Below are 20,185 nucleotides of genomic sequence, written 5' to 3'. Positions count from 1 at the left end.
AACCATATTGAGTTTATCAAGATATACAATTACAAATTAATTACCTTAATTCATCTAATGTATTTGTCTAATTTCAATTATTCACAACAAGCTCTTTTGATATTGTAACTAAATTCAGGTATGATTTTTTTTTAAGTTAAAATTTGTTATATAAGAAACCCTAACAGTGGGATTACTTTCTTGAAAAGTATTTGAGTAATTCCAAATATTTTGATGTATGTAATTCAGTTGAATTTGTTGGGTTATACTAATATTATAACCTAATCCACCAATAATTCTATTTTGATTTAATAAAGATTTCCCTGCATTTGATCCAATATTTAAAAAGACCTCATCTCCCAATATTCCATATAGTTTTACTTTATTTTCTTTTTTAATTAGTGTATAATTCAATAAATACATATAACGCAATCTATTTCTATAATCATAATGATCAATTGAATATTCTGGACCATTTTTTATTGCAATTCCAACAAATCTATTTTCATCTCTTAAACGATGTGTAAATTTAAAATTACCTTTAGAATTCACAAATGAGCCTTGAATCCAAACATGATCTTCCGGAATATCAGTTTTATTTAAAGAGGGACTGCCATATACATAGGTATTGTAATGAGAATAACCTACACTGCCATTAAATTTTTTAGTAACTTGAATATCTAAGGAAGGTCTTATAAAGTATTGTTGTTTCTCTGAAAAGCTATTGGCATATCGCGTACTTGCTTCAAGTGTAAACGATATCTTGTTGGTTATCATATTTTTTCCAACATAATGAAGCCAAATGTTCTCATTACTAGCTTTGGTCTGTGTCATAGCATTATTTGGCAATATAATTACTAGTAGCCCGATTAGAGCTACTAGGGAATTTCGATATTTTTTCATGGTTATACTTTTCTAGAGGATAATGGATGGCTTGATAAAGGTTTATGATTATCTAACCCTATAATTATAACCTTACTATTACTATTCGATTCATAATCGTGTTTAAAATGTTCCAAATTTTCCATAACGGAGTGATCAACTAATTTGGTTTTTCCTAAATCTATGGTAATATTAAATCCTGATGGAATTTCTTCTAGTTTTCTTTTAATACCTAAAAAATTAGTAAAAATAGCAGCTTTGCTAATTTTTACATAATATTCATTTCCTTCAAAGGAAACTTCTGTTGGAGCATTAAAAAACGATGAAATTGGTGTTCCGTTAATTAAATGAATAATCATTTTTAATAGTATACCAGCAGCTATACCTACTAATAAATCTTCAAATAAAGTAAAGAATATAGTGACTAAAAAGATGGCTAATTGTTCTTTTCCTATTTGAAAAGTATGAATAAATTCTTTTGGATGTGCTAATTTGATGCCTACTGTAATAAGCATAGCTGCTAATGCCGCATTCGGAATCATTTCTAATAAGGGTGAGGCAACTAATAAAAAAGCTAAAATAAAAAATCCGTGAAAGAAGTTTGCCCAACGTGTTTTTCCGCCGTTATTCACATTGGAAGAACTACGTGCTACTTCTGCAATCATTGGTAAGCCACCTAAAAAGGCTGCAAAAACATTTCCAATTCCAACTGCAATTAAATCTTTATTGGCGTTCGATTTTCTTTTAAAAGGATCAACTAAATCTATAGCTTTTACAGTTAATAAACTTTCTAAGGTTCCGATTAAAGCAAACATAATAACGAATTTGATAAAAGTTCCTATTTGTGAAATACCTTCAAAACTTGCATTGATATTTATATTATCTACTAAATTTCCAATTTTTACTAAGGAATAAGTGGGTTCAGTATGTGCGAAATCCATATATAATTCTGCTGGAATAGCAAATAATAAAACCACAAGTGGTGCTGGAAACATTTTGATGTATTTATTTTTGATGAATGGCCAGCCTAGCATAATGGCTAAACTTACCACACCAATAATAGTAGCTTTATAGTCTAAATTCATAATAAAATTCGGAATGTTAGCTAATAATTCTAACGGTCCTTTTCCTTTTGCCAATGCTGGATTGTCATTTAATAATACCGGAATTTGTTTCGCAATAATAATGATTCCAATGGCGGCTAACATACCATGAATGGCAGAAAGCGGAAAAAAATCGGCTAGTTTTCCAAGTTTTAAAGCACCAAATAAAATTTGAACAAAACCCGCAATAACCATGGCGCCTAAGGCTAATTTCCAGCCTAAAATTGGATCGCCTTGTCCAAATTCTGCTACAGCACTTGCTACAATTACAATTAATCCAGCAGCTGGACCTTTTATAGTTAAACGTGAACCAGAAATTAAGCTGACTAACAACCCGCCAATAATGGCAGTAATTAATCCCATAATTGGTGGGAATTCTGATGCTTTTGCAATTCCTAAACTTAAAGGTAGTGCTAATAAAAATACGATAAAACCAGATATGGCATCTGATGAGAAATTTTCTTTTAATCCCGCAATTCCGTCTGCTGGGATGAATTTATTTATTTTTGAGTTCATATAAATGAATGTGTTTTAATTAAGATGATTTATTAGGTAATTCGTGATAGGTTTTGATGTGTGTGCCTAAGAAAAGTCTGGTATAAATTCTAACGCCAGCAATTCCGGAAACCACAAAACTACTTGCCACTAAAAAAGCTAAAACTACTTGGTGACTTTCAATGTGGCTAAACAATAAATCTTCGCCAATAAAAGTGGAAGTAATTGGGAAACCGGTAACACCAAGTGCTGCTAATAAGAAAAAGAAAGCAAATTTTGGATGTTCATATACGTGTCCAGAATGTTGACTTAATAAAATTCTTTTTTCCATTGTTTTTAATTTCAATAAAGCGATATAACCAATAATTCCCGCAATTACAATTCCTGTGATATAAAGAGATATTTCGTAATAACTTACTTTTTCGTTAAACAAAATGGCTAACACAATCCAGAAATGGTTAAAAACAATTAGTAACCAAGCTACAAACGGACTTTTTCTTTCTGAAAATGCTTTGAAAACTAATACTAATCCTATGGTAGCGAAGATTTCAGGTAAATAATTAGTTACATAACTTGGAATTGAATTTTTGTTGTACAAAGTGATACTTCCAATAAAATAGGTGCTTAAAAACAAGAAGAATAGTTTTCTTAAGTTTAAGAAATTTAATTTGTTACCAATTGTATTTAATGGATTCCAAAGAAAAATTCTAATAATTTTTTCCAAGTGAAATTCGTTTAAACTTAACACATACAAAGCAATTTCTAATTTTTTAGGAATGATACTTTTGCTTACTTGTTTAGGTACGAAATTGTAAAATTGTTCCCGGATTAAATAACTTACTACAGATGGTGAAACTAATAATTGATAGGTTCTTAAAAACGCATTTCCAGCGATGTGAAATAAAGCTAATGTTTCTAATCCTAAAGCAATTTCAATAAATATCAATCCAATTTGAGAAATCGAACTATAAGCAATTTGACTTTTTACGGAGGATTGTACTCTAGCAATTAAAGTGGTAATGATACTTGTTGTGAAGCCCATTATGCCAATGGCAATCCGCATAGATGTTTGGTGTTCCAAAAAAGGCATGGTTCGTAACATTAAAAAAGCACCTAAATGCACAGAAAGTGAACCATAAAAAATAGCACTTGATGGCGTAGGACCTTCCATAGCTCTTGGTAACCAAGAAGAAAAGGGTACTTGAGCCGATTTTACAGCAGCAGCACATGCTAAACACAAAGCAATAAATGATCCAATTAAGGTATGATTTTGCAAATGTTCGTTCACCAATTCGTAATTGTGCAGTCGGATAAAAGTGATGTTTTCATGGAACAAATGATGACTTGCCCACATCGCTAAAATAATTCCAACATCACCAATTCTATAGATTGAAAATACTCGGAAGGCGTTTTTTACAGGTAAATAACGTTCTCTGTAAAAACCAATTAGTAAAAATGATGAAATTCCGATAATTTCCCAACCGATAAATAAGGTTTCGAAATTTCCAGATAAAATGGCTAAATTATATCCAAAAAAGAAGAATAGAACCGTGATAAAAAAGCGTTTGTATCCTTTTTCTCGATGTAAATAATAGCGACTATAAGTAGTTATCATTGAGGTTAATAAAGCGCCGATGAATAAATACACCGCAGTTACTTTGTCGAAATAAAAGTCTATGAAGAAGTCGTAATCATTCGTTTTGACTAACGATACTTCGAATAAATTTAAATCTTTGCTGCCGTTAAATATCCAATAGAAAATAAAAAAACAAAGCAATAGCAATTGGACAAAAACAGTTGTAAATGCGGTCCTAGATAACCAGGATTCTTTCCTTTCAGGAATAAAAAAACTAATCAAAAACCCTAGTATAGGAATAATGATAAATACTAATAAAAATTCATTTGTCATCATCTTATTTTATTAGAGTTATGTTTAAATTTTCTGAACTAGTCATAGCATATTCCAATGAATTATTTGTTGTTTTTATATCAAATGAAATTGGATTATAAAGTACAAATTCACCATCTACAAAACGGAAAAGTTCTTTAGTTTCAGGATAAATTACTACTAAATTTACCCAGTTATTAATAAACCATTCGTAGGTTGCAGGAACTTTTGTTATGGCATATTTTACTATTTCAGGAAAATGTTCTACTACAATTAACAAGCGTAATGGATCATGAACTTCAATCATTTGACTTGGCAAACCAGGTCTTAAATCTCCGTCAATTCCATTAGCAACTCCAATTAATCCCATTACATTATGTGGTAATTTGGATCCCGCACCGAGTTTTTGATTGTCAACTCTAGAGAAGTAATATTCTAAATTAATTCCGCCTCCTACTGGCGCTACTGCATTCAAAATTCCAGCTAAATAATCACCTTTTGGATCTACTTCATAATCAAATGAATTCATAAACGAGCGACGGTCTAAAAACACATGGTCTGAAACACTTCTTCTTCCCACAATACACATGGCATTTGTCGCATGATTCAATTCAGGTCGAGGTTCAAATAATGAAACCGAACGATTTTTTATTTTTTCATGAACTTTTGAAATACTTTCGTCAGAATTAATGGTGTCAAATCTTCTAGAGCGTTCTTTGGCGTTATTTGCAAGCGCATTGGTAAATATTTTACTGTTTTTTACATGAAATATTTTATTTTTTTCAGATAAATAAGTCTCATCGTAAAAAACAATTTCATCTCTAGTAGTATCATGTAAAGCCGGTAGAAACTGCGTGTCTTTTGGAATAATAATACCTCTTTCGGCTAGAATGTCACGTACTTTCAAATGATTGGCAGCGAAACTTAATACTTTTGCATTTACGCTACTTGGTCTTCCGCTGCATGCGCCACAATCGTAACCTGCAAAGTGAGTATTGTTTACACTAGTCGCTCCATGTCCTACTACATAAACTATGGGAGCAAAATTCTTAACCAAACCAATAGTTTTCAGGATGCCTTCTACACGATTTGCCATTTCTTCAATAGAAAATCCTACTTGTAAACCGTCTATTTTATCTTCTGGATTGGTGTTTTCAATTACTAATTGTGACTTTTTATTCAAATGTTTGAAGGAAGCTGAAGTAGCAGGAGACATACTTGGTTTAAAAATATTTAAAAATAATTTAAACGCTGAGGTATACCCTAAAGTTTGAGAAATAAGCCAACCAAATATTAAAGAATGAGATTTTTTATGGTAATGATAATCTTTTGCACTTTTCTTTTTTCTCGGTAATTCTTTAATTAAAAATTTAGGCGTAACCGGTGCTGGACATAATTTGGTAAAGAATTTTCCATTTATGGGTTGATAGAAAAATTCGAAGTTAAAAAATGCTGCTACTCCAAAGGTTTTTACACTAGGTTCTAAAGCTTCTATATGTCTTCTGAATGAGCATTCTCTGTCGTCCATACAAAATAAAGCTTGAAATTTTGTGGTTTCTTCTGAGATTTTTACACCCGTTTTATCTTGTAAGCCAGTTAAAGCTTGATTGTAAAATGTCCATTCAAAAGCTTCTTGCCAAATAGAAAGTACTTCAAAATATTCTGAATAAGGTGATTGTGAAAATAAATTTTCAGCATCAAAATTAATTTTAGTGATTAAAGGTTCCCAGTTTTCTCCAAACTTTTGATCCAAAGTATCAATCTCTAAAAGCAATTCAAAAGTGATCATTTCTTTTAAAGTTATTTTTCTTTCATCTAATAACGAAGTGGGATTGTTTTCTAAAGTTGCAATCATGCCGCTCCATCCAGGATGAGAAAATTGTTGATCAAAAAGATAATTTTCAAAATACAAACCCTCTCCAACTATAATTTGAAGTAATTTATAAATGGAAGTATTTTCATTTAGTAATTTCTTTGCTCTTGCCGTTGAAAAAATACTAAAAACACCATTACTTTCTAATTCTTTTATTGAAGCTAAAAATCCGTCTTTATGAACAGGAAATGTCCAAACCGAAATACCTTGATCTAAATAACTACACAAAATTCTGAAAAGAATACCATGAGAAGATTTATCTAAGTTTATGGCGTATTTCTCTTTCCAAAGACTTCTTAGTTTTCCAATTTTTGGATAAACAGCTTCGTCGTAATTTTTATGTAGAACATTTTCTTTCCAAGTAAAAAAGTTGTCTTCTCCTTTTTTCTCAAAGATGATTTTATCTAAAATGGCAGCATTTATTTTATTGCTTTTTAACTTCTTTCTAAAATCCGAAAGAGGTAAAAATGTTTTGTAACCAAATATTTCAGATGATTCTTGTAATGCAGTAAAAAAGTCTTTATCCTGAAAAGCATGTAATGTGTTATGATGCACAAAGTCTTTCAACGGATTTTGTGCAGGCAGAAAATGCGAAAGTTTGTGAAGAGTTACTTCTTCTACAAATCGCAATGAAGTTAAATTCATTATGAGCTAATATTAAGTTAATAACAATATTGGTTTGCTAGTTAGCAAACAGTTTAGGAATATCGTATTAGCTTATATGTAGCTTCCAGATACAAAAAAGATCGTAAAGAGGGATTTTTTTATGAAGAATACAAAAAAGTGAAGTATTGTAACTTTTTTGTTTTTTGAAATAAGAACCTGAATTAGAGTCTGAATAAATAGGAGCAAACTGTTTTTCTAGATCATCATCAAATCCGTTGTCCTCTTCAATATCAAAATTGATAAATTGAAAATCATTTTCGATTTCATTTATAGCAGAAAATCTATGATTTTTTTTAATCTCAAATTTGTAATTCTTATAATTACTATAGTTAAGCAAATTATTACTATACAATAAGTTACCACATACAGAGTAGGTGAGAATTGTTAGTATAAATAATATTTTTTTAGTCATTATAATTGAAAGGGATTGTCGTACAAAACTATTAAAAAAATATCAAAATAGGAATGAATAAATAATTAATCGTTCAATTTCAATACCGCCATAAAGGCTTCTTGTGGGATCTCTACGTTTCCTACCTGACGCATACGTTTCTTCCCTTTTTTCTGTTTTTCTAATAATTTACGCTTACGTGAAATATCTCCTCCATAACATTTAGCCGTAACGTCTTTACGTAAGGCTTTGATGGTTTCACGAGCAATGATTTTAGCTCCAATAGCTGCTTGAATTGGAATATCAAACTGCTGTCTTGGAATTAATTCACGTAATTTTTCGGTCATTTTTTTACCAATATTGTAAGCATTATCTTCGTGGATCAAAGCAGAAAGTGCATCTACCGTTTGCCCATTTAACAATACATCTAGTTTTACTAATTTAGAAGTTCGCATTCCAATTGGTGAATAATCGAAAGACGCATATCCTTTAGATACCGTTTTTAAACGGTCGTAAAAATCAAATACGATTTCTGCCAATGGCATATCAAAATTCAACTCCACCCGTTCAGTAGTCAAATACGTTTGATTAGTAATCAGTCCGCGTTTTTCAATACACAAACTCATTACGTTTCCAACGAAATCGGCTTTAGTAATAATTGTGGCTTTAATATACGGTTCTTCTACTCGGTCTAATTTAGAAGGCTCAGGCAAGTCAGAAGGGTTGTTTACAATAAGTGGCGTTTCAGGATCTTTTTTGGTGTAAGCCAAATACGAAACGTTAGGAACTGTAGTAATAACAGTCATGTCAAACTCACGTTCCAAACGCTCTTGAATAATTTCCATGTGCAACATTCCTAAGAATCCGCAACGGAAACCAAATCCTAAAGCTGCCGAACTTTCTGCTACAAAAACTAACGACGCATCGTTCAATTGGAGTTTTTCCATTGACGAACGTAAGTCCTCATAATCTTCAGTATCAACAGGATAAATTCCGGCAAAAACCATTGGTTTTACATCCTCAAATCCTGTAATCATATTTTTTGTTGGGTCTTTGGCATCGGTCAAAGTATCACCCACTTTTACTTCTTTGGCTTCTTTAATTCCTGATATTAAGTATCCAACATCTCCAGCTGAAATGACTTGTTTCGGAACTTGATTTAATTTTAATGTACCAATTTCATCAGCAAAATATTCATTGCCAGTAGCCATGAATTTAATTTTTTGTCCTTTTTTGATTTCGCCATTAATGACACGGAAAATAACTTCTATTCCGCGGAAAGGATTGTAAACAGAGTCAAAGATTAATGCCTGTAAAGGTTCGTCTTTGTTTCCTTTTGGCGCCGGAATTTTTTCGATAATGGCAGCTAAAATGTTTTCAACACCAAAACCTGTTTTCCCTGAAGCGTGAATAATATCTTCTAGTTTACAACCTAATAAATCAATAATATCGTCGCTTACCTCTTCTGGGTTAGCACTTGGTAAATCTACTTTGTTCAAAACCGGAATAATTTCCAAGTCGTTTTCCAAAGCCAAATATAAATTAGAAATCGTTTGTGCCTGAATACTTTGCGCCGCATCTACAATCAGCAAAGCACCTTCGCAAGCCGCAATAGAACGAGAAACTTCATAGCTAAAATCCACGTGTCCAGGAGTGTCAATCAAGTTCAAGATATACTCTTGACCTTGGTAAGTATATTCCATCTGAATCGCGTGACTTTTAATGGTAATTCCACGTTCACGTTCCAAGTCCATATTGTCCAGCAACTGCGCTTTTTCTTCACGAGCAGTTACGGTTTGTGTCGCGCCAAGTAATCGGTCGGCAAGCGTACTTTTTCCGTGGTCAATGTGGGCAATTATGCAAAAATTTCTAATGTGTTTCATTATTCAATTTCAATATCAAGTTCAAAATTCAAAAAGTAATTTGAGAAGGCTTTTAATCTGCAAATATAGAGTAAAAACTTTGATTGTAGATTGAACAATAATTAATGTTGAGTATTGAATAAAAATTTTATTGTTCGATAAGTCTTGCGTTTCCTGATTTGGATGATTGGGCATTAAATTGGGCTATCCCAAAATTGAAAATCGTACTATTCCCTGTAGCTTTACCATTTAAATCATTAGAGACATTTAGATAAACATTGCCGTTTCCAGAACACTTTATTTTTGCATTTTTTGAAAGAAGTTTTTCGGCTTTGGTGTTACCATTTCCAGTGTTAATTATTTCCAATAAATCAATTGACCCAGAAATTTTTATTATTCCGTTTCCAGAATTTTTAAGTTTGAAATTGGTTCCTGATAGATTTGAAACAATTAAATTACTATTTCCCGAATGATTTAATTCGAGAATTTTTGGCATTGAAATCATGATTTTGATGTTTGTGTTTTCAATGTATTTTTTGTTATTAGCGTTATTTTTGAAAAATAATTTTAGTTCATTCTTTGAATTATTTTCTTCGAAACCTAATATTGGAAATAAATTGTCATCAATTATAACCGAAATACTAAATTCTTTTCCTGTTTCGACCTCAATTTTACCGTCTAAATCTTGAAATGATAGTTTGTCGAAATTATTATAATCATAAGTTTTTGTGATTGTTTTTCCTGAGCCTCGTAGTTGGGCGTTTGTAAAAGTTGACAGTAAAGCCATTATTAAGGTTACGATTAATTTTATCATAATTATAAAAATTAGTTTTTATAACCCATAGATAACCCAATATCGCCAGTTACTTTTAGCATAACATTAGCTTGCTCAGAGGATTTATTCTCAATAACTAAAGCTGTATTTTTATCTGCTTTTACTTTTACAGTCTCATTTGGCACAACAACAATAGGAGAGTGAGTGCCTCCTGAAATGGGCGCCATAAAAATTCTTAATTCATGATTTGAAATATTCTTCAATGTAACTTTAAATGCCCCGTGTTCATTATTCCCTAGAACAAAACTATCGTTAGGTTTAATAGTTGTGTTGGAATTTAGAGAATTAAAAATACCGCAAGAAGAAGTGAGTAATAGAATAACAAATAATGTAATAACTGTTTTCATGATTTAAATTTTAATGATTAATAATAGGGCAAAGTTGCACCATTAGTCATCATCAATCGCTTCAAATTATGATTTGAGACTAATTAAATAAATTTGCAAAGCATTGTTAATGTATAGGATACAACATTTCTATAAATTCTTTTGGAGTTGTTCCAGTATTTTTTTTGAAAGCACGGTTGAAAGTTGCTTTAGAGTTAAATCCGCAATCGTATGCTATTCCTAATAACGTAGATTTTTTGTGTTCGCCTTCAGCAAAACTATTTTTCACAGCTTCAATTCTATAATTATTGATACAGTCGTTAAAATTCATTTGAAAACCTTGATTGATGGTTTTGGAAATTACAGAAGCATTTGTTTCTAGTTTTTTTGCCAAATCGTTAAGCGTTAATTCAGGGTTTTGATATAATTTTTCTTCTTGAATTAAGGTTTCAATTTTAGATTTCCAAAGAGAAATTTCGGGCGAATTTGATTCTTGAAATATTTCGTGTTCAATATCAATTACTGTTTCAGTTTCATTCTCATTGTGTGAATCAAGTAATAGAATCGGATTTTTATCAAAAAAAGACATTTTAAACGGAATTGTTGAATTTACTGGATTTGAAAATCCAGTAACAGCAATGTAATACATTACAATTGAAAAGAATAGAAAAAACCACCAACTTCCTTGATATGATTTCATTTCAGGAAATAAAAACCCCATAATATCAAAAGTAATTGGTAAAAGCAACATTATTAAAAAAGCAATTAAATAGGTTTTTACCCATTTGAATAAAATAGAATCTGCATAACTTACAACCTGAAACATCAGTTTTTTGTATACATTATAGTATCGAATACTCAAAATAAAATAGGTAACCATAGAAATCAAGCCGAGCTTTTGATACCAGTATTCAAAATCTTTGTCTATTCCATCTTCATAGAAAAAATAACCCTCAAAAATATATTTATCATAAACCCAGATGGCAAATGTGTATATTAGGTAAAGAGTACCAGGAAATAAATGAGCCGTTTCTTTTTTAGAAAACCTAAAATAAGGATTTAATAAACTTTGTGTATAAAAAAAGATAATCGGACCAATAAAGAATAAATGTTGAAATGGTATATAAAATAACAAATCTCTATATGGTTGATTATCATACCACCCAGCAAAACCAAGCATCCAAGGTGCAATGTATAGGCTGCATAGAAAAATAAATAAACTTAGCCAATAATCAGATTTATTTTCGTTTTTAATTGCCTTAGAAAGTAATAAAGCACTATAAATTATTCCATGTGTGAATGAAATAAGTAAAACCGAACTGTAAAACCCAAATTGGAAGAGCATATAGATTTTTTCGTAAAATTAATTATTAATCTCAAATGAAGGTTAGGCTAGGGTTTAAATTTCATAACTAAATTATCTTAACTATCTTTGCAAAAAAATAGCACCTTGATTAAGATTGGCAACATAGAATTACCTGATTTTCCTTTACTACTTGCGCCCATGGAAGACGTGAGCGATCCGCCGTTTCGTAGATTGTGTAAAACACACGGCGCCGATATGATGTATTCGGAATTTATTTCTTCAGAAGGGTTAATTCGCGATGCGATCAAGAGCCGTCAAAAACTCGATATTTTTGATTACGAGCGTCCAGTTGGGATCCAAATTTTTGGTGGCGATGAAGAAGCGATGGCAATGTCGTCTAAGATTGTTTCGACTGTTAACCCCGATTTGATTGATATTAATTTTGGTTGCCCTGTAAAAAAAGTGGTCTGCAAAGGCGCTGGAGCAGGTGTTTTGAAAGATGTGGATTTAATGATTCGGTTAACCAAAGCCGTAATTGATAGTACCGATTTACCTGTAACCGTAAAAACCCGTTTGGGTTGGGATGAAAATTCTATTAATATTGATGAGGTAGCTGAGCGTTTGCAAGATATTGGTGTACAAGCTTTGTCTATTCACGCGAGAACAAGAGCTCAAATGTACAAAGGCCATTCGGATTGGTCGCACATTGCCCGAGTAAAAAACAATCCTAGAATTACAATGCCTATTTTTGGAAACGGAGATATTGATTCTCCAGAAAAAGCCTTGCAATATAAAAACGAATACGGTATTGACGGCATTATGATTGGTCGTGCCGCTATTGGTTATCCTTGGATTTTTAACGAAATCAAACATTACTTTAAAACCGGCGAACACTTACCAGCACCTACCGTTATTGACCGAGTGGAAGCGGCTCGAAACCATTTAATTTGGTCGATGGAATGGAAAGGCGAACGATTGGGTATTGTAGAAATGCGTCGTCATTATACGAATTATTTCAAAGGCATTCATTCTTTCAAAGACTACAAACAAAAATTAGTTACTACTGATGAGGCAGAAGATTTGTTTAGCGTGATGAAAGAAATTGAAGAGGTGTATGCGGGTTATGAGTTTGTGTAAATTAATCCAATAACTTCTTACTCACACGGCTACTCGCAATTAAAGATGCGATAAATCCAAGCGAAATAATCGTTCCTAAAACAATCAAAACATTTTCTACAGTAAACACTACTGGATAGGCTAAAGTAGGCGTAATCATAATCAACTGAAATTGTTGTTGCAATACCACAATTCCAATCCCTAAAATGAGTCCGATTCCTCCCCCAAAAACACTCAACAAAGTGCCTTGCAGCAAGAATATTTTACGTAAATCTTTAATTTCGACACCCAAGTTGAATAAGGTTTTCAAGTTGCCTTTTTTGTCCAAAATCATCATAATGAGCGCACCAATTAAGTTGAAAAGCGCCACTACGATTACCAAAGTAAAAATTAAATAAACCGCAATATTTTCGGTATTCAGCATTTTATAAAGCGATTCGTTCAGTTGCGCTCTGTTTTTTACCGTGATCGTATTTTTGAAAATAGATTGTAATTGTTCTATAATAACTTTTTCATTGGCTCCTTTCTCAATTTTGATTTCCAATCCCGATACTTGGTTCGGCTGGTATTCTAACAATTCTTGGGCAAGACCCAAATCAGCAAAAACATATTTGGAATCCAAATCTTCGTTGACGGTATAAATCCCAATCGGCAATAAATCCGATTGATTGAAAGCTTGTTCTGGATTTTCGATAGCGCCTTTTCCGGGTTTTGGAACAAAAACTTCTAGCGGTCTGTTGAAGTCCAATAATCCCATAGAGAATTTCTGGGCAATGCCGTAACCCACCACTACTTGATTCGTGTTTGGAGCGAGCCATTGTCCGTTAAAAAGATTTTTTTCAATGGGGTTGACTTTGGTAAACAAACTGTCAATTCCTTTTAAGTAGGTTACTTCTTGTTTGCCGTCAAAGGTAAAAAGCACCCGTTCTTCAATAATTTTGGAATAGGAAACAAGTCCGTCAATTTGTTTGATTTGATGCTCTTGTTCGGGTGTAATCAAAATGGATTTCCCTAAAGTAGAATTGAGTTTTAAATCGGGGTCCATCGCATTGGTAAACGAAAGACTAAATTCTTTTAGTCCGCTAAATACCGACAGCACCACAAAAAGAGCTAGTGCGCCAATAATAATTCCCATACTAGCAATTCGATTAATGATGTTAATAGCATTGTTTTTACTAGTACTGATGCTGTATCGTTTGGCTATATAAAGAGGGAAGTTCAATTTAAGATTGTCTGCGTTTTTCTAAAAGTTCTCTGTTTTCAATTGGGTTATCTCTGTTGGCTAATGCCTTGTCAATTTTTTCGATATAATCCAAAGAATCGTCAATAAAGAAAACTAAGTTGGGCACTTTACGCAATTGTAAACGCACACGTTGCGATAAATCGTGTTTAATTAAAGTAGAATTCGACTTGATTGCCACTAAAGTTTCTTTGGCTTTCTCCTGCGGGAAAATACTTAAATATACTGTGGCAACAGACAAATCTGAAGTCACTGCGACTTTGGATACGGAAATAATCAAATTGGTTATTCCATTTTTTCTCACTTCACCTTGTAGGATATCCACCAAATCTTTTTGGATAACGCCACCTATTTTTTTCTGTCTATTTGTTTCCATGATGCAAAAATACTACTTTTAAACTTTATTCGAACAAATTTTAAATCGAACCAAAATTCCGAGAAGCTAATCCTGCTTTAAGCTATATCTTTTTATTGAGGACTTCGGGTGCCTCAGTCTTCAATAAAAAGGATGCCGCTTCTCCCGAAACTTCGGGAAGGGCTAGGAGTTTCGTTTTCAGTACCCGAATACAATTATAAACCCAAATGATGCAAAGACACTCCTTTTCGATTTACGACGCCTCAGCCGGTTCTGGAAAAACCTATGCCTTGGTCAAAGAATATTTAAAAATCATCTTGACTTCGCCCAAAAATGATGCATATCGAAACATTTTAGCCATTACGTTTACCAACAAAGCGGTACACGAAATGAAAAGCCGAATTGTGGGAAGTTTGTCCGAATTTGCTAAAGAAAATCCATCTTCAAAGGCGCAAGATTTAATGCAAGATTTGTCAGTGGACACAGGACTTTCCATTGCCCAAATTAAAACCAAGTCACAACAGATCATCAAGCACATCATTCATAATTATGCTGCTTTTGACATTTCAACTATCGATAAATTTACACATAAAGTGATTCGTGCTTTTGCACACGATTTGAATTTACCCATGACGTTTGAAGTGTCATTGGATACCGAAAATTTATTGATTGAAGCCGTAGATGCTATTATTGCAAAAGCAGGCGAAGACGAAATTTTGACTAATTTATTAGTCGATTTCACTATGGAAAAAACCGACGATGATAAATCTTGGGACATTTCCCGTGAAATTTTAGAAACCGGAAAATTAGTTCTGAATGAAAACAATCGAAATGAAATCACCCATTTTCAAGATAAATCGATTACTGAATTTCTCGAAATCAAGAAAAAACTAACGGCTGTTTGTGAGGATTTAGAAAAAGAAACCAATGTTTTAGGTGACGAAGCGGCCGCGCTTATTGAACAAAAAGGCATTGACGTAAAATCGTTTTCAAGAGGTACTTTTCCCAATCACATTGCAAGCATTCAAGCTGGGAAATTCAATCCCAAAAATAAAATGTTCAAGGAAGTGGACGATGTTGCCATCAATAAAACAGCAACTGATCGCGCAATTATTGAAGCTATTATTCCTGATTTGTTAGCTATTTTGTCTAAAGTCTATGCCTTATTTGAAAAGATTTATTTTTATAAAGCGTTCTTAAAAAACATTACGCCTTTGTCGTTGTTGAATACAGTCAGTAATGAATTGGCTAAAATTCAACAAGAACAAAATATTTTATCCATTACCGAATTCAATGCGTTAATTCATAGAGAAATTCAAAACCAACCGGCTCCTTTTATATATGAACGTTTAGGCGAACGCTACCGTCATTTTTTTATTGACGAATTTCAGGATACTTCCGAGATGCAATGGCAAAATTTGATTCCGCTTATTGATAATGCGCTTTCCGGTCAAGACGAATATGGAGTTAAAGGGACTTTGATGATTGTGGGCGACCCCAAACAATCTATTTACCGCTGGCGTGGCGGAAAAGCAGAGCAATTTATTGAGTTGAGTAAAGATGAAAATCCATTCAACAACCCAGATAAGAAATTAACTCAATTGGAATACAATTACCGTTCGTATTCCCAAATTATTGAATTCAACAACAGCTTTTTTAAATTAATGGCTAATGAATTTCAGCATCCTGATTACAAAGATTTGTATGAAAATCACAGTCATCAAAAAGTAAATTCCAAAACAGGCGGCTATGTCAATATTTCGTTTCTTCCAGACACATCGGAAACAGAAGAAGAAGCATTGGACAAAACCGAAATGTATGTGCAAGCTACTTTGGAGACCATAAATAAGGTACTTGAAAAAGGTTTTGAATATAAAGATATTGTCATCTTGACCCGCAAACGCGGACAAGGAATTGCAGTGGCAAATTATCTAACAGAGCAAGGTGTTCCTCTATTGTCGTCTGAAACTTTGATGATTCAAAATGCGACCGAGGTACGATTTATTATTCATTTATTAAGATATTTAAAAAATAGTACTGATGTAGATGCCAAAGCTCATTTCTTACATTATTTGGCTTTGCACGCTCAAGAACAACTACCAGTACATGATTTTATTGCTAAAGGCAAAGTGTTGGCTCAAGAAACCGAATTTGAAAATTGGTTGTTGCAATTTAATTTGGATTTATCCTTTCAAAATCTCCGAAAAAAATCCCTATACGAAGCAGTAGAAATTATAGTAAGTAAATTTATTTCACCAGCGCTTCGTACTTCTAGTTATGTGCAATATTTTATGGATATCGTATTAGAAAGAGACATTCGCAATCAGGCAGGTGTTGCTGATTTTCTGGATTTTTGGGATAAAAGCGCTGAGAAATTCAGCATTCCGTCACCCGAAGGTACCAATGCTGTACGAATTATGACCATTCACAAATCCAAAGGATTGGAATTTCCAGTGGTAATTATGCCTTTTGCTGAGGAAGATTATAGTCGAAAACCTAAAGATAAATTGTGGTTGAATGCCGAGGAAGAAACGGTTGGTTTGCCAAAAGTTTTAATTGACAATAGCACTGCCGTAGAAGGGTTTGGAGAGGATGCATTAGAGTTATACACTATTAAAAAGCAAGAAGAATTATTGGACAATATTAATGTGTTGTATGTTGCTTTGACCCGAGCTGAAGAGCAATTGTATATTATTTCAAGTAAAAATTTATCTAGCAAAGGCGAAGTGCCAAAGAATAATATGTGTGCTTTTTTTATCAATTATTTAATAGCGCAAGGTTTGTTTCAAGAGGATCGATTCGAATATGAGTTGGGGAACTCAGCAAAATTATCTTTAGAAGAAAAACACGAAGATAGCACTAAAACTATTCCTTTTGTGGCAGAAGTTTTAAACCCTAAAAATATCAAAATAGCAAAACGAGAATCTTTAATGTGGGGCACCCATCAACAAGAAGCTATTGAATATGGGAATGTGATTCACGAAATTTTATCCTTTGTAAAAACTAAAAATGATGTTGAACTTGCTATTACCAAAGCCCTTGAAAATGGGTTGATACAATTTAGCCAAAGAGACATTGTCCTACAAACAATCTTAAGTATTGTAGAACATGAGTCGTTATCGAATCATTTTGCAGAAGGAAATCAAGTATTAAATGAGCAAACTATCATTCAAAAGGAAGGACAATCCATCAAACCCGATCGAATGGTGATTGATTCTAACAATAAAGTTTTTCTTTTGGATTATAAAACAGGCGCTTCCAATCCGAAATATAAAATACAATTGGAAAATTACCAAAAAGCTATTGAAGATATGGGCTATAAAGTAATTCAGAAAGCATTAGTGTACATTGCAAAAGATATAACAGTTGAATTTGAGAATTAATTTATTATCAAGGAATCCATTTTTTTCCGAATTACTTTTAAAGAATAGCTTATTGTATAGAAGAATTATTGTCAATTGTTTTGATATTCTAAAATTTGATTCTACTTTTGTTAAAAATTTTAAAATAAAGCACAAATTATTATTAATTAATTTAAAATAACTATGAAACATTTAAACAAAATTGTAACGGCTGTATTGCTTGTAATTGGATTAAATTCTTTTGCACAAGACAGTAAAAATCCATGGGCTGTATCTTTTGGGGCGAATGCTATTGATACAAGAACAAGTGCAACTGGAGGAAACAATTGGTTGGATTACCACGTGTCACATCCATTTGCAGTTAAGCAAAATTGGAACATGCTGCCAACAATTTCTTACATTGGAGTATCGAAGTATATTGGAGACAACTTTAGTTTTGGTTTTTCAGGATCTGCTAACAAAATGAGTAAATTTGTTACCCTTAATCCAACATCACCAGAAAGAGATGCTAGAAATTATGTTGTTACTAATCCTGGAGATCTTTCTTATTTTGGATTGGACACTTTCTTGAAATATAGTTTTCAAAGTTTGATTAAATCAAAATCATTTGAGCCTACTGCTTCATTTGGAGCTGGATATTCTTTCCTAGGAGATTCTAGTTATGGAACTCTAAATACAGGTATTGGTGTAACTTATTGGATGACAGAGAATTTAGGTTTTGAATTAGCTTCAACTTACAAAAAATCTTTTGGGGAAAGAGCTATAGCTGAAATGCCTGATTCACCTTCATTTTTACAACATTCTTTTGGTTTAGTATTTAAGTTTGGAGAAACTAAGTAAGTAAATTAATATAATTTTTAAAAAACTCTAGTCGAAAGGCTAGAGTTTTTTTATGTAGAAAAATTGCTACCTTCCACAAAGTATTTAATTTCAATGATTTAGCACTACATTGTGGATTGAAATTTTGTAGTTAAATAATTTTATAGTACTTTTGATACAATTAACTAAAGTAATTTAAAAAATCAAGTATGAAACATTTCAACAAAATTGTAATTGCTATTTGTATGATTTTGGGTTTAAGCTCAAATGCGCAAGACAGTAATAATCCATGGGCTATCTCTTTTGGGGCAAATGCCATTGACACAAAAACAGGAGCTGATGGCGGCCACGAATGGTTAGATCGTCATTTTTCACAACCTTTTGCAGTTAAAGATAACTGGAATATTTTGCCTACAATATCGTATATTGGAGTTTCTAAATATATTGGCGACAACTTCACTTTTGGAGTTTCTGGTACAGTAAATAAGATTAGTAAATTTGTGAATTATAATCCAACAGCAGTTGGTGCAGATTCACGTGGTTATTTAGTATCTAATCCAGGCGATTTAGCGTATTATGGACTTGATGCTACTGTTAGATACTCATTCCAGTCACTAATCAAATCTAAAATAATTGATCCGTCTCTTTCAGTAGGTGGAGGATATTCATTTTTTGGAGATGCTAGTTTTGGTACTATTAATACAGGAGCTGGAGTTACATTTTGGGTAACAGAAAATCTTGGAATAGAATTAACTACAAAATATAGAAAATCCTTTGGAGAGAGAGTTGTTCCTGGAACCGCTACTCCTGATGCTCCATCATTCTCTCAACATACTGCTGGTTTAGTTTTTAAATTTGGTGGAACAGATACGGATAACGACGGAATCTATGACAAAGAAGACGCTTGTCCAGATGTTGCTGGTTTGAAACAATTCAACGGATGTCCTGATACTGACGGAGATGGAATTGTAGACGGAAGTGATGCTTGTCCTGAAGTTGCTGGTTTAGCTGCTTTGAACGGATGCCCAGATGCTGATGGTGATGGAGTTACTGATGCAAATGATGCTTGTCCACAAGTTGCTGGTTTGGCTTCTTTAAAAGGATGTCCAGATGCTGATAAAGATGGAGTTGCTGATAAAGATGACAAATGTCCATCTGTTGCCGGTCCTAAAGAAAATGCAGGTTGTCCTTGGGCTGATACTGACAAAGATGGTGTAGCTGATAAAGATGATGCATGTCCAGAAGTTGCAGGTCCTGCTAGCAACAAAGGATGTCCAGAAGTAACCGCAGCTGACTTAGATAAAGTTAGTGCAGACGCTAAAATGATCTATTTCAATAGCGGAAAAGCTACTTTCAGATCAGAAGATGTTCCAGTAAAAATTGAATCAATTTCTACTTTATTGAAACAATATCCTACAGCTAAATTTAGTATTGAAGGACATACTGATAGTGATGGTTCTGATGCATTCAACCAAAAATTATCTCAAGAGAGAGCAGACGTAGTTAGAAATGCTTTAATCGAAAGAGGTATGAAAGCTGAAAATTTATCTGCTGTTGGTTATGGAGAAAGCAAGCCAGTTGCAACAAATAAAACGGCTGCTGGAAAAGCTAAAAACAGAAGAACTGAAGTAGTATTACAAAAATAATATACTTTAAATATTTTTTAGAAAACGTCCTGATTTATCAG

Annotated in this window: 14 protein-coding genes; 4 read left to right on the top strand and 10 right to left on the bottom strand. The window is 32.8% G+C overall.

The features are described from left to right. Positions 1 to 114 precede the first annotated feature (114 nt). From LPC20_RS02085 to LPC20_RS02050, 8 genes are all read right to left on the bottom strand, one after another. Entirely contained in the window at positions 115 to 813 is a 699-nt protein-coding gene (locus LPC20_RS02085; RefSeq protein WP_229326016.1) for a DUF2490 domain-containing protein, read from the bottom strand. A gap of 71 nt (positions 814 to 884) precedes the next feature. Beyond that, on the bottom strand, positions 885 to 2,480 hold the full coding sequence (locus LPC20_RS02080) for a SulP family inorganic anion transporter (RefSeq protein WP_229326014.1): 1,596 nt from the start codon (positions 2,478 to 2,480) through the stop codon (positions 885 to 887). 19 nt (positions 2,481 to 2,499) lie between these two features. Then, positions 2,500 to 4,368, bottom strand: coding sequence for a proton-conducting transporter transmembrane domain-containing protein (locus LPC20_RS02075; RefSeq protein WP_229327114.1), 1,869 nt, complete (start codon positions 4,366 to 4,368; stop codon positions 2,500 to 2,502). A 4-nt stretch (positions 4,369 to 4,372) separates the two neighbouring features. Continuing rightward, complete coding sequence (locus LPC20_RS02070; protein WP_229326012.1) at positions 4,373 to 6,865, bottom strand: YbcC family protein; 2,493 nt, start codon at positions 6,863 to 6,865, stop codon at positions 4,373 to 4,375. A 498-nt stretch (positions 6,866 to 7,363) separates the two neighbouring features. Next, positions 7,364 to 9,160, bottom strand: coding sequence for a translation elongation factor 4 (gene lepA / locus LPC20_RS02065; RefSeq protein WP_229326010.1), 1,797 nt, complete (start codon positions 9,158 to 9,160; stop codon positions 7,364 to 7,366). A 127-nt stretch (positions 9,161 to 9,287) separates the two neighbouring features. Beyond that, the gene (locus LPC20_RS02060) at positions 9,288 to 9,953 is read right to left on the bottom strand and encodes a GIN domain-containing protein (RefSeq protein ID WP_229326007.1); all 666 of its coding nucleotides are present in this window, start codon (positions 9,951 to 9,953) and stop codon (positions 9,288 to 9,290) included. A gap of 11 nt (positions 9,954 to 9,964) precedes the next feature. Continuing rightward, on the bottom strand, positions 9,965 to 10,321 hold the full coding sequence (locus LPC20_RS02055; protein ID WP_229326004.1) for a hypothetical protein: 357 nt from the start codon (positions 10,319 to 10,321) through the stop codon (positions 9,965 to 9,967). Positions 10,322 to 10,427: 106 nt separating this feature from the next. Next, complete coding sequence (locus tag LPC20_RS02050) at positions 10,428 to 11,645, bottom strand: helix-turn-helix domain-containing protein (RefSeq protein ID WP_229326002.1); 1,218 nt, start codon at positions 11,643 to 11,645, stop codon at positions 10,428 to 10,430. 105 nt (positions 11,646 to 11,750) lie between these two features. On the opposite strand from LPC20_RS02050, the gene dusB reads away from it, so the two are divergent. Then, positions 11,751 to 12,743, top strand: a complete 993-nt coding sequence (gene dusB / locus LPC20_RS02045) for a tRNA dihydrouridine synthase DusB (protein ID WP_229327112.1) — start codon at positions 11,751 to 11,753, stop codon at positions 12,741 to 12,743. A gap of 1 nt (position 12,744) precedes the next feature. Here dusB and LPC20_RS02040 read toward each other — a convergent pair whose 3' ends face one another. Then, positions 12,745 to 13,944, bottom strand: a complete 1,200-nt coding sequence (locus LPC20_RS02040; protein WP_229326000.1) for an ABC transporter permease — start codon at positions 13,942 to 13,944, stop codon at positions 12,745 to 12,747. Between the two features lies 1 nt (position 13,945). Then, a complete protein-coding gene (gene rbfA / locus LPC20_RS02035) occupies positions 13,946 to 14,338 on the bottom strand; it encodes a 30S ribosome-binding factor RbfA (protein WP_229325998.1) in 393 nt (130 codons plus the stop codon). A gap of 209 nt (positions 14,339 to 14,547) precedes the next feature. Between rbfA and LPC20_RS02030 the strand changes: the two genes are divergently transcribed. The 3 genes from LPC20_RS02030 to LPC20_RS02020 all read left to right on the top strand — a co-directional run bounded on the left by LPC20_RS02030 (position 14,548) and on the right by LPC20_RS02020 (position 20,144). Then, on the top strand, positions 14,548 to 17,700 hold the full coding sequence (locus LPC20_RS02030) for a UvrD-helicase domain-containing protein (RefSeq protein ID WP_229327111.1): 3,153 nt from the start codon (positions 14,548 to 14,550) through the stop codon (positions 17,698 to 17,700). Positions 17,701 to 17,862: 162 nt separating this feature from the next. Beyond that, positions 17,863 to 18,519, top strand: coding sequence for a hypothetical protein (locus tag LPC20_RS02025; RefSeq protein ID WP_229325996.1), 657 nt, complete (start codon positions 17,863 to 17,865; stop codon positions 18,517 to 18,519). Positions 18,520 to 18,707: 188 nt separating this feature from the next. Further along, entirely contained in the window at positions 18,708 to 20,144 is a 1,437-nt protein-coding gene (locus LPC20_RS02020) for an OmpA family protein (protein ID WP_229325994.1), read from the top strand. Positions 20,145 to 20,185 lie beyond the last annotated feature (41 nt).

It is taken from the genome of Flavobacterium ammonificans (genome assembly GCF_020886115.1).
GTDB classification, from domain to species: domain Bacteria; phylum Bacteroidota; class Bacteroidia; order Flavobacteriales; family Flavobacteriaceae; genus Flavobacterium; species Flavobacterium ammonificans.
Note: the sequence above shows the minus strand (reverse complement) of the source record. Positions and strands in the feature narration are given on the sequence as shown.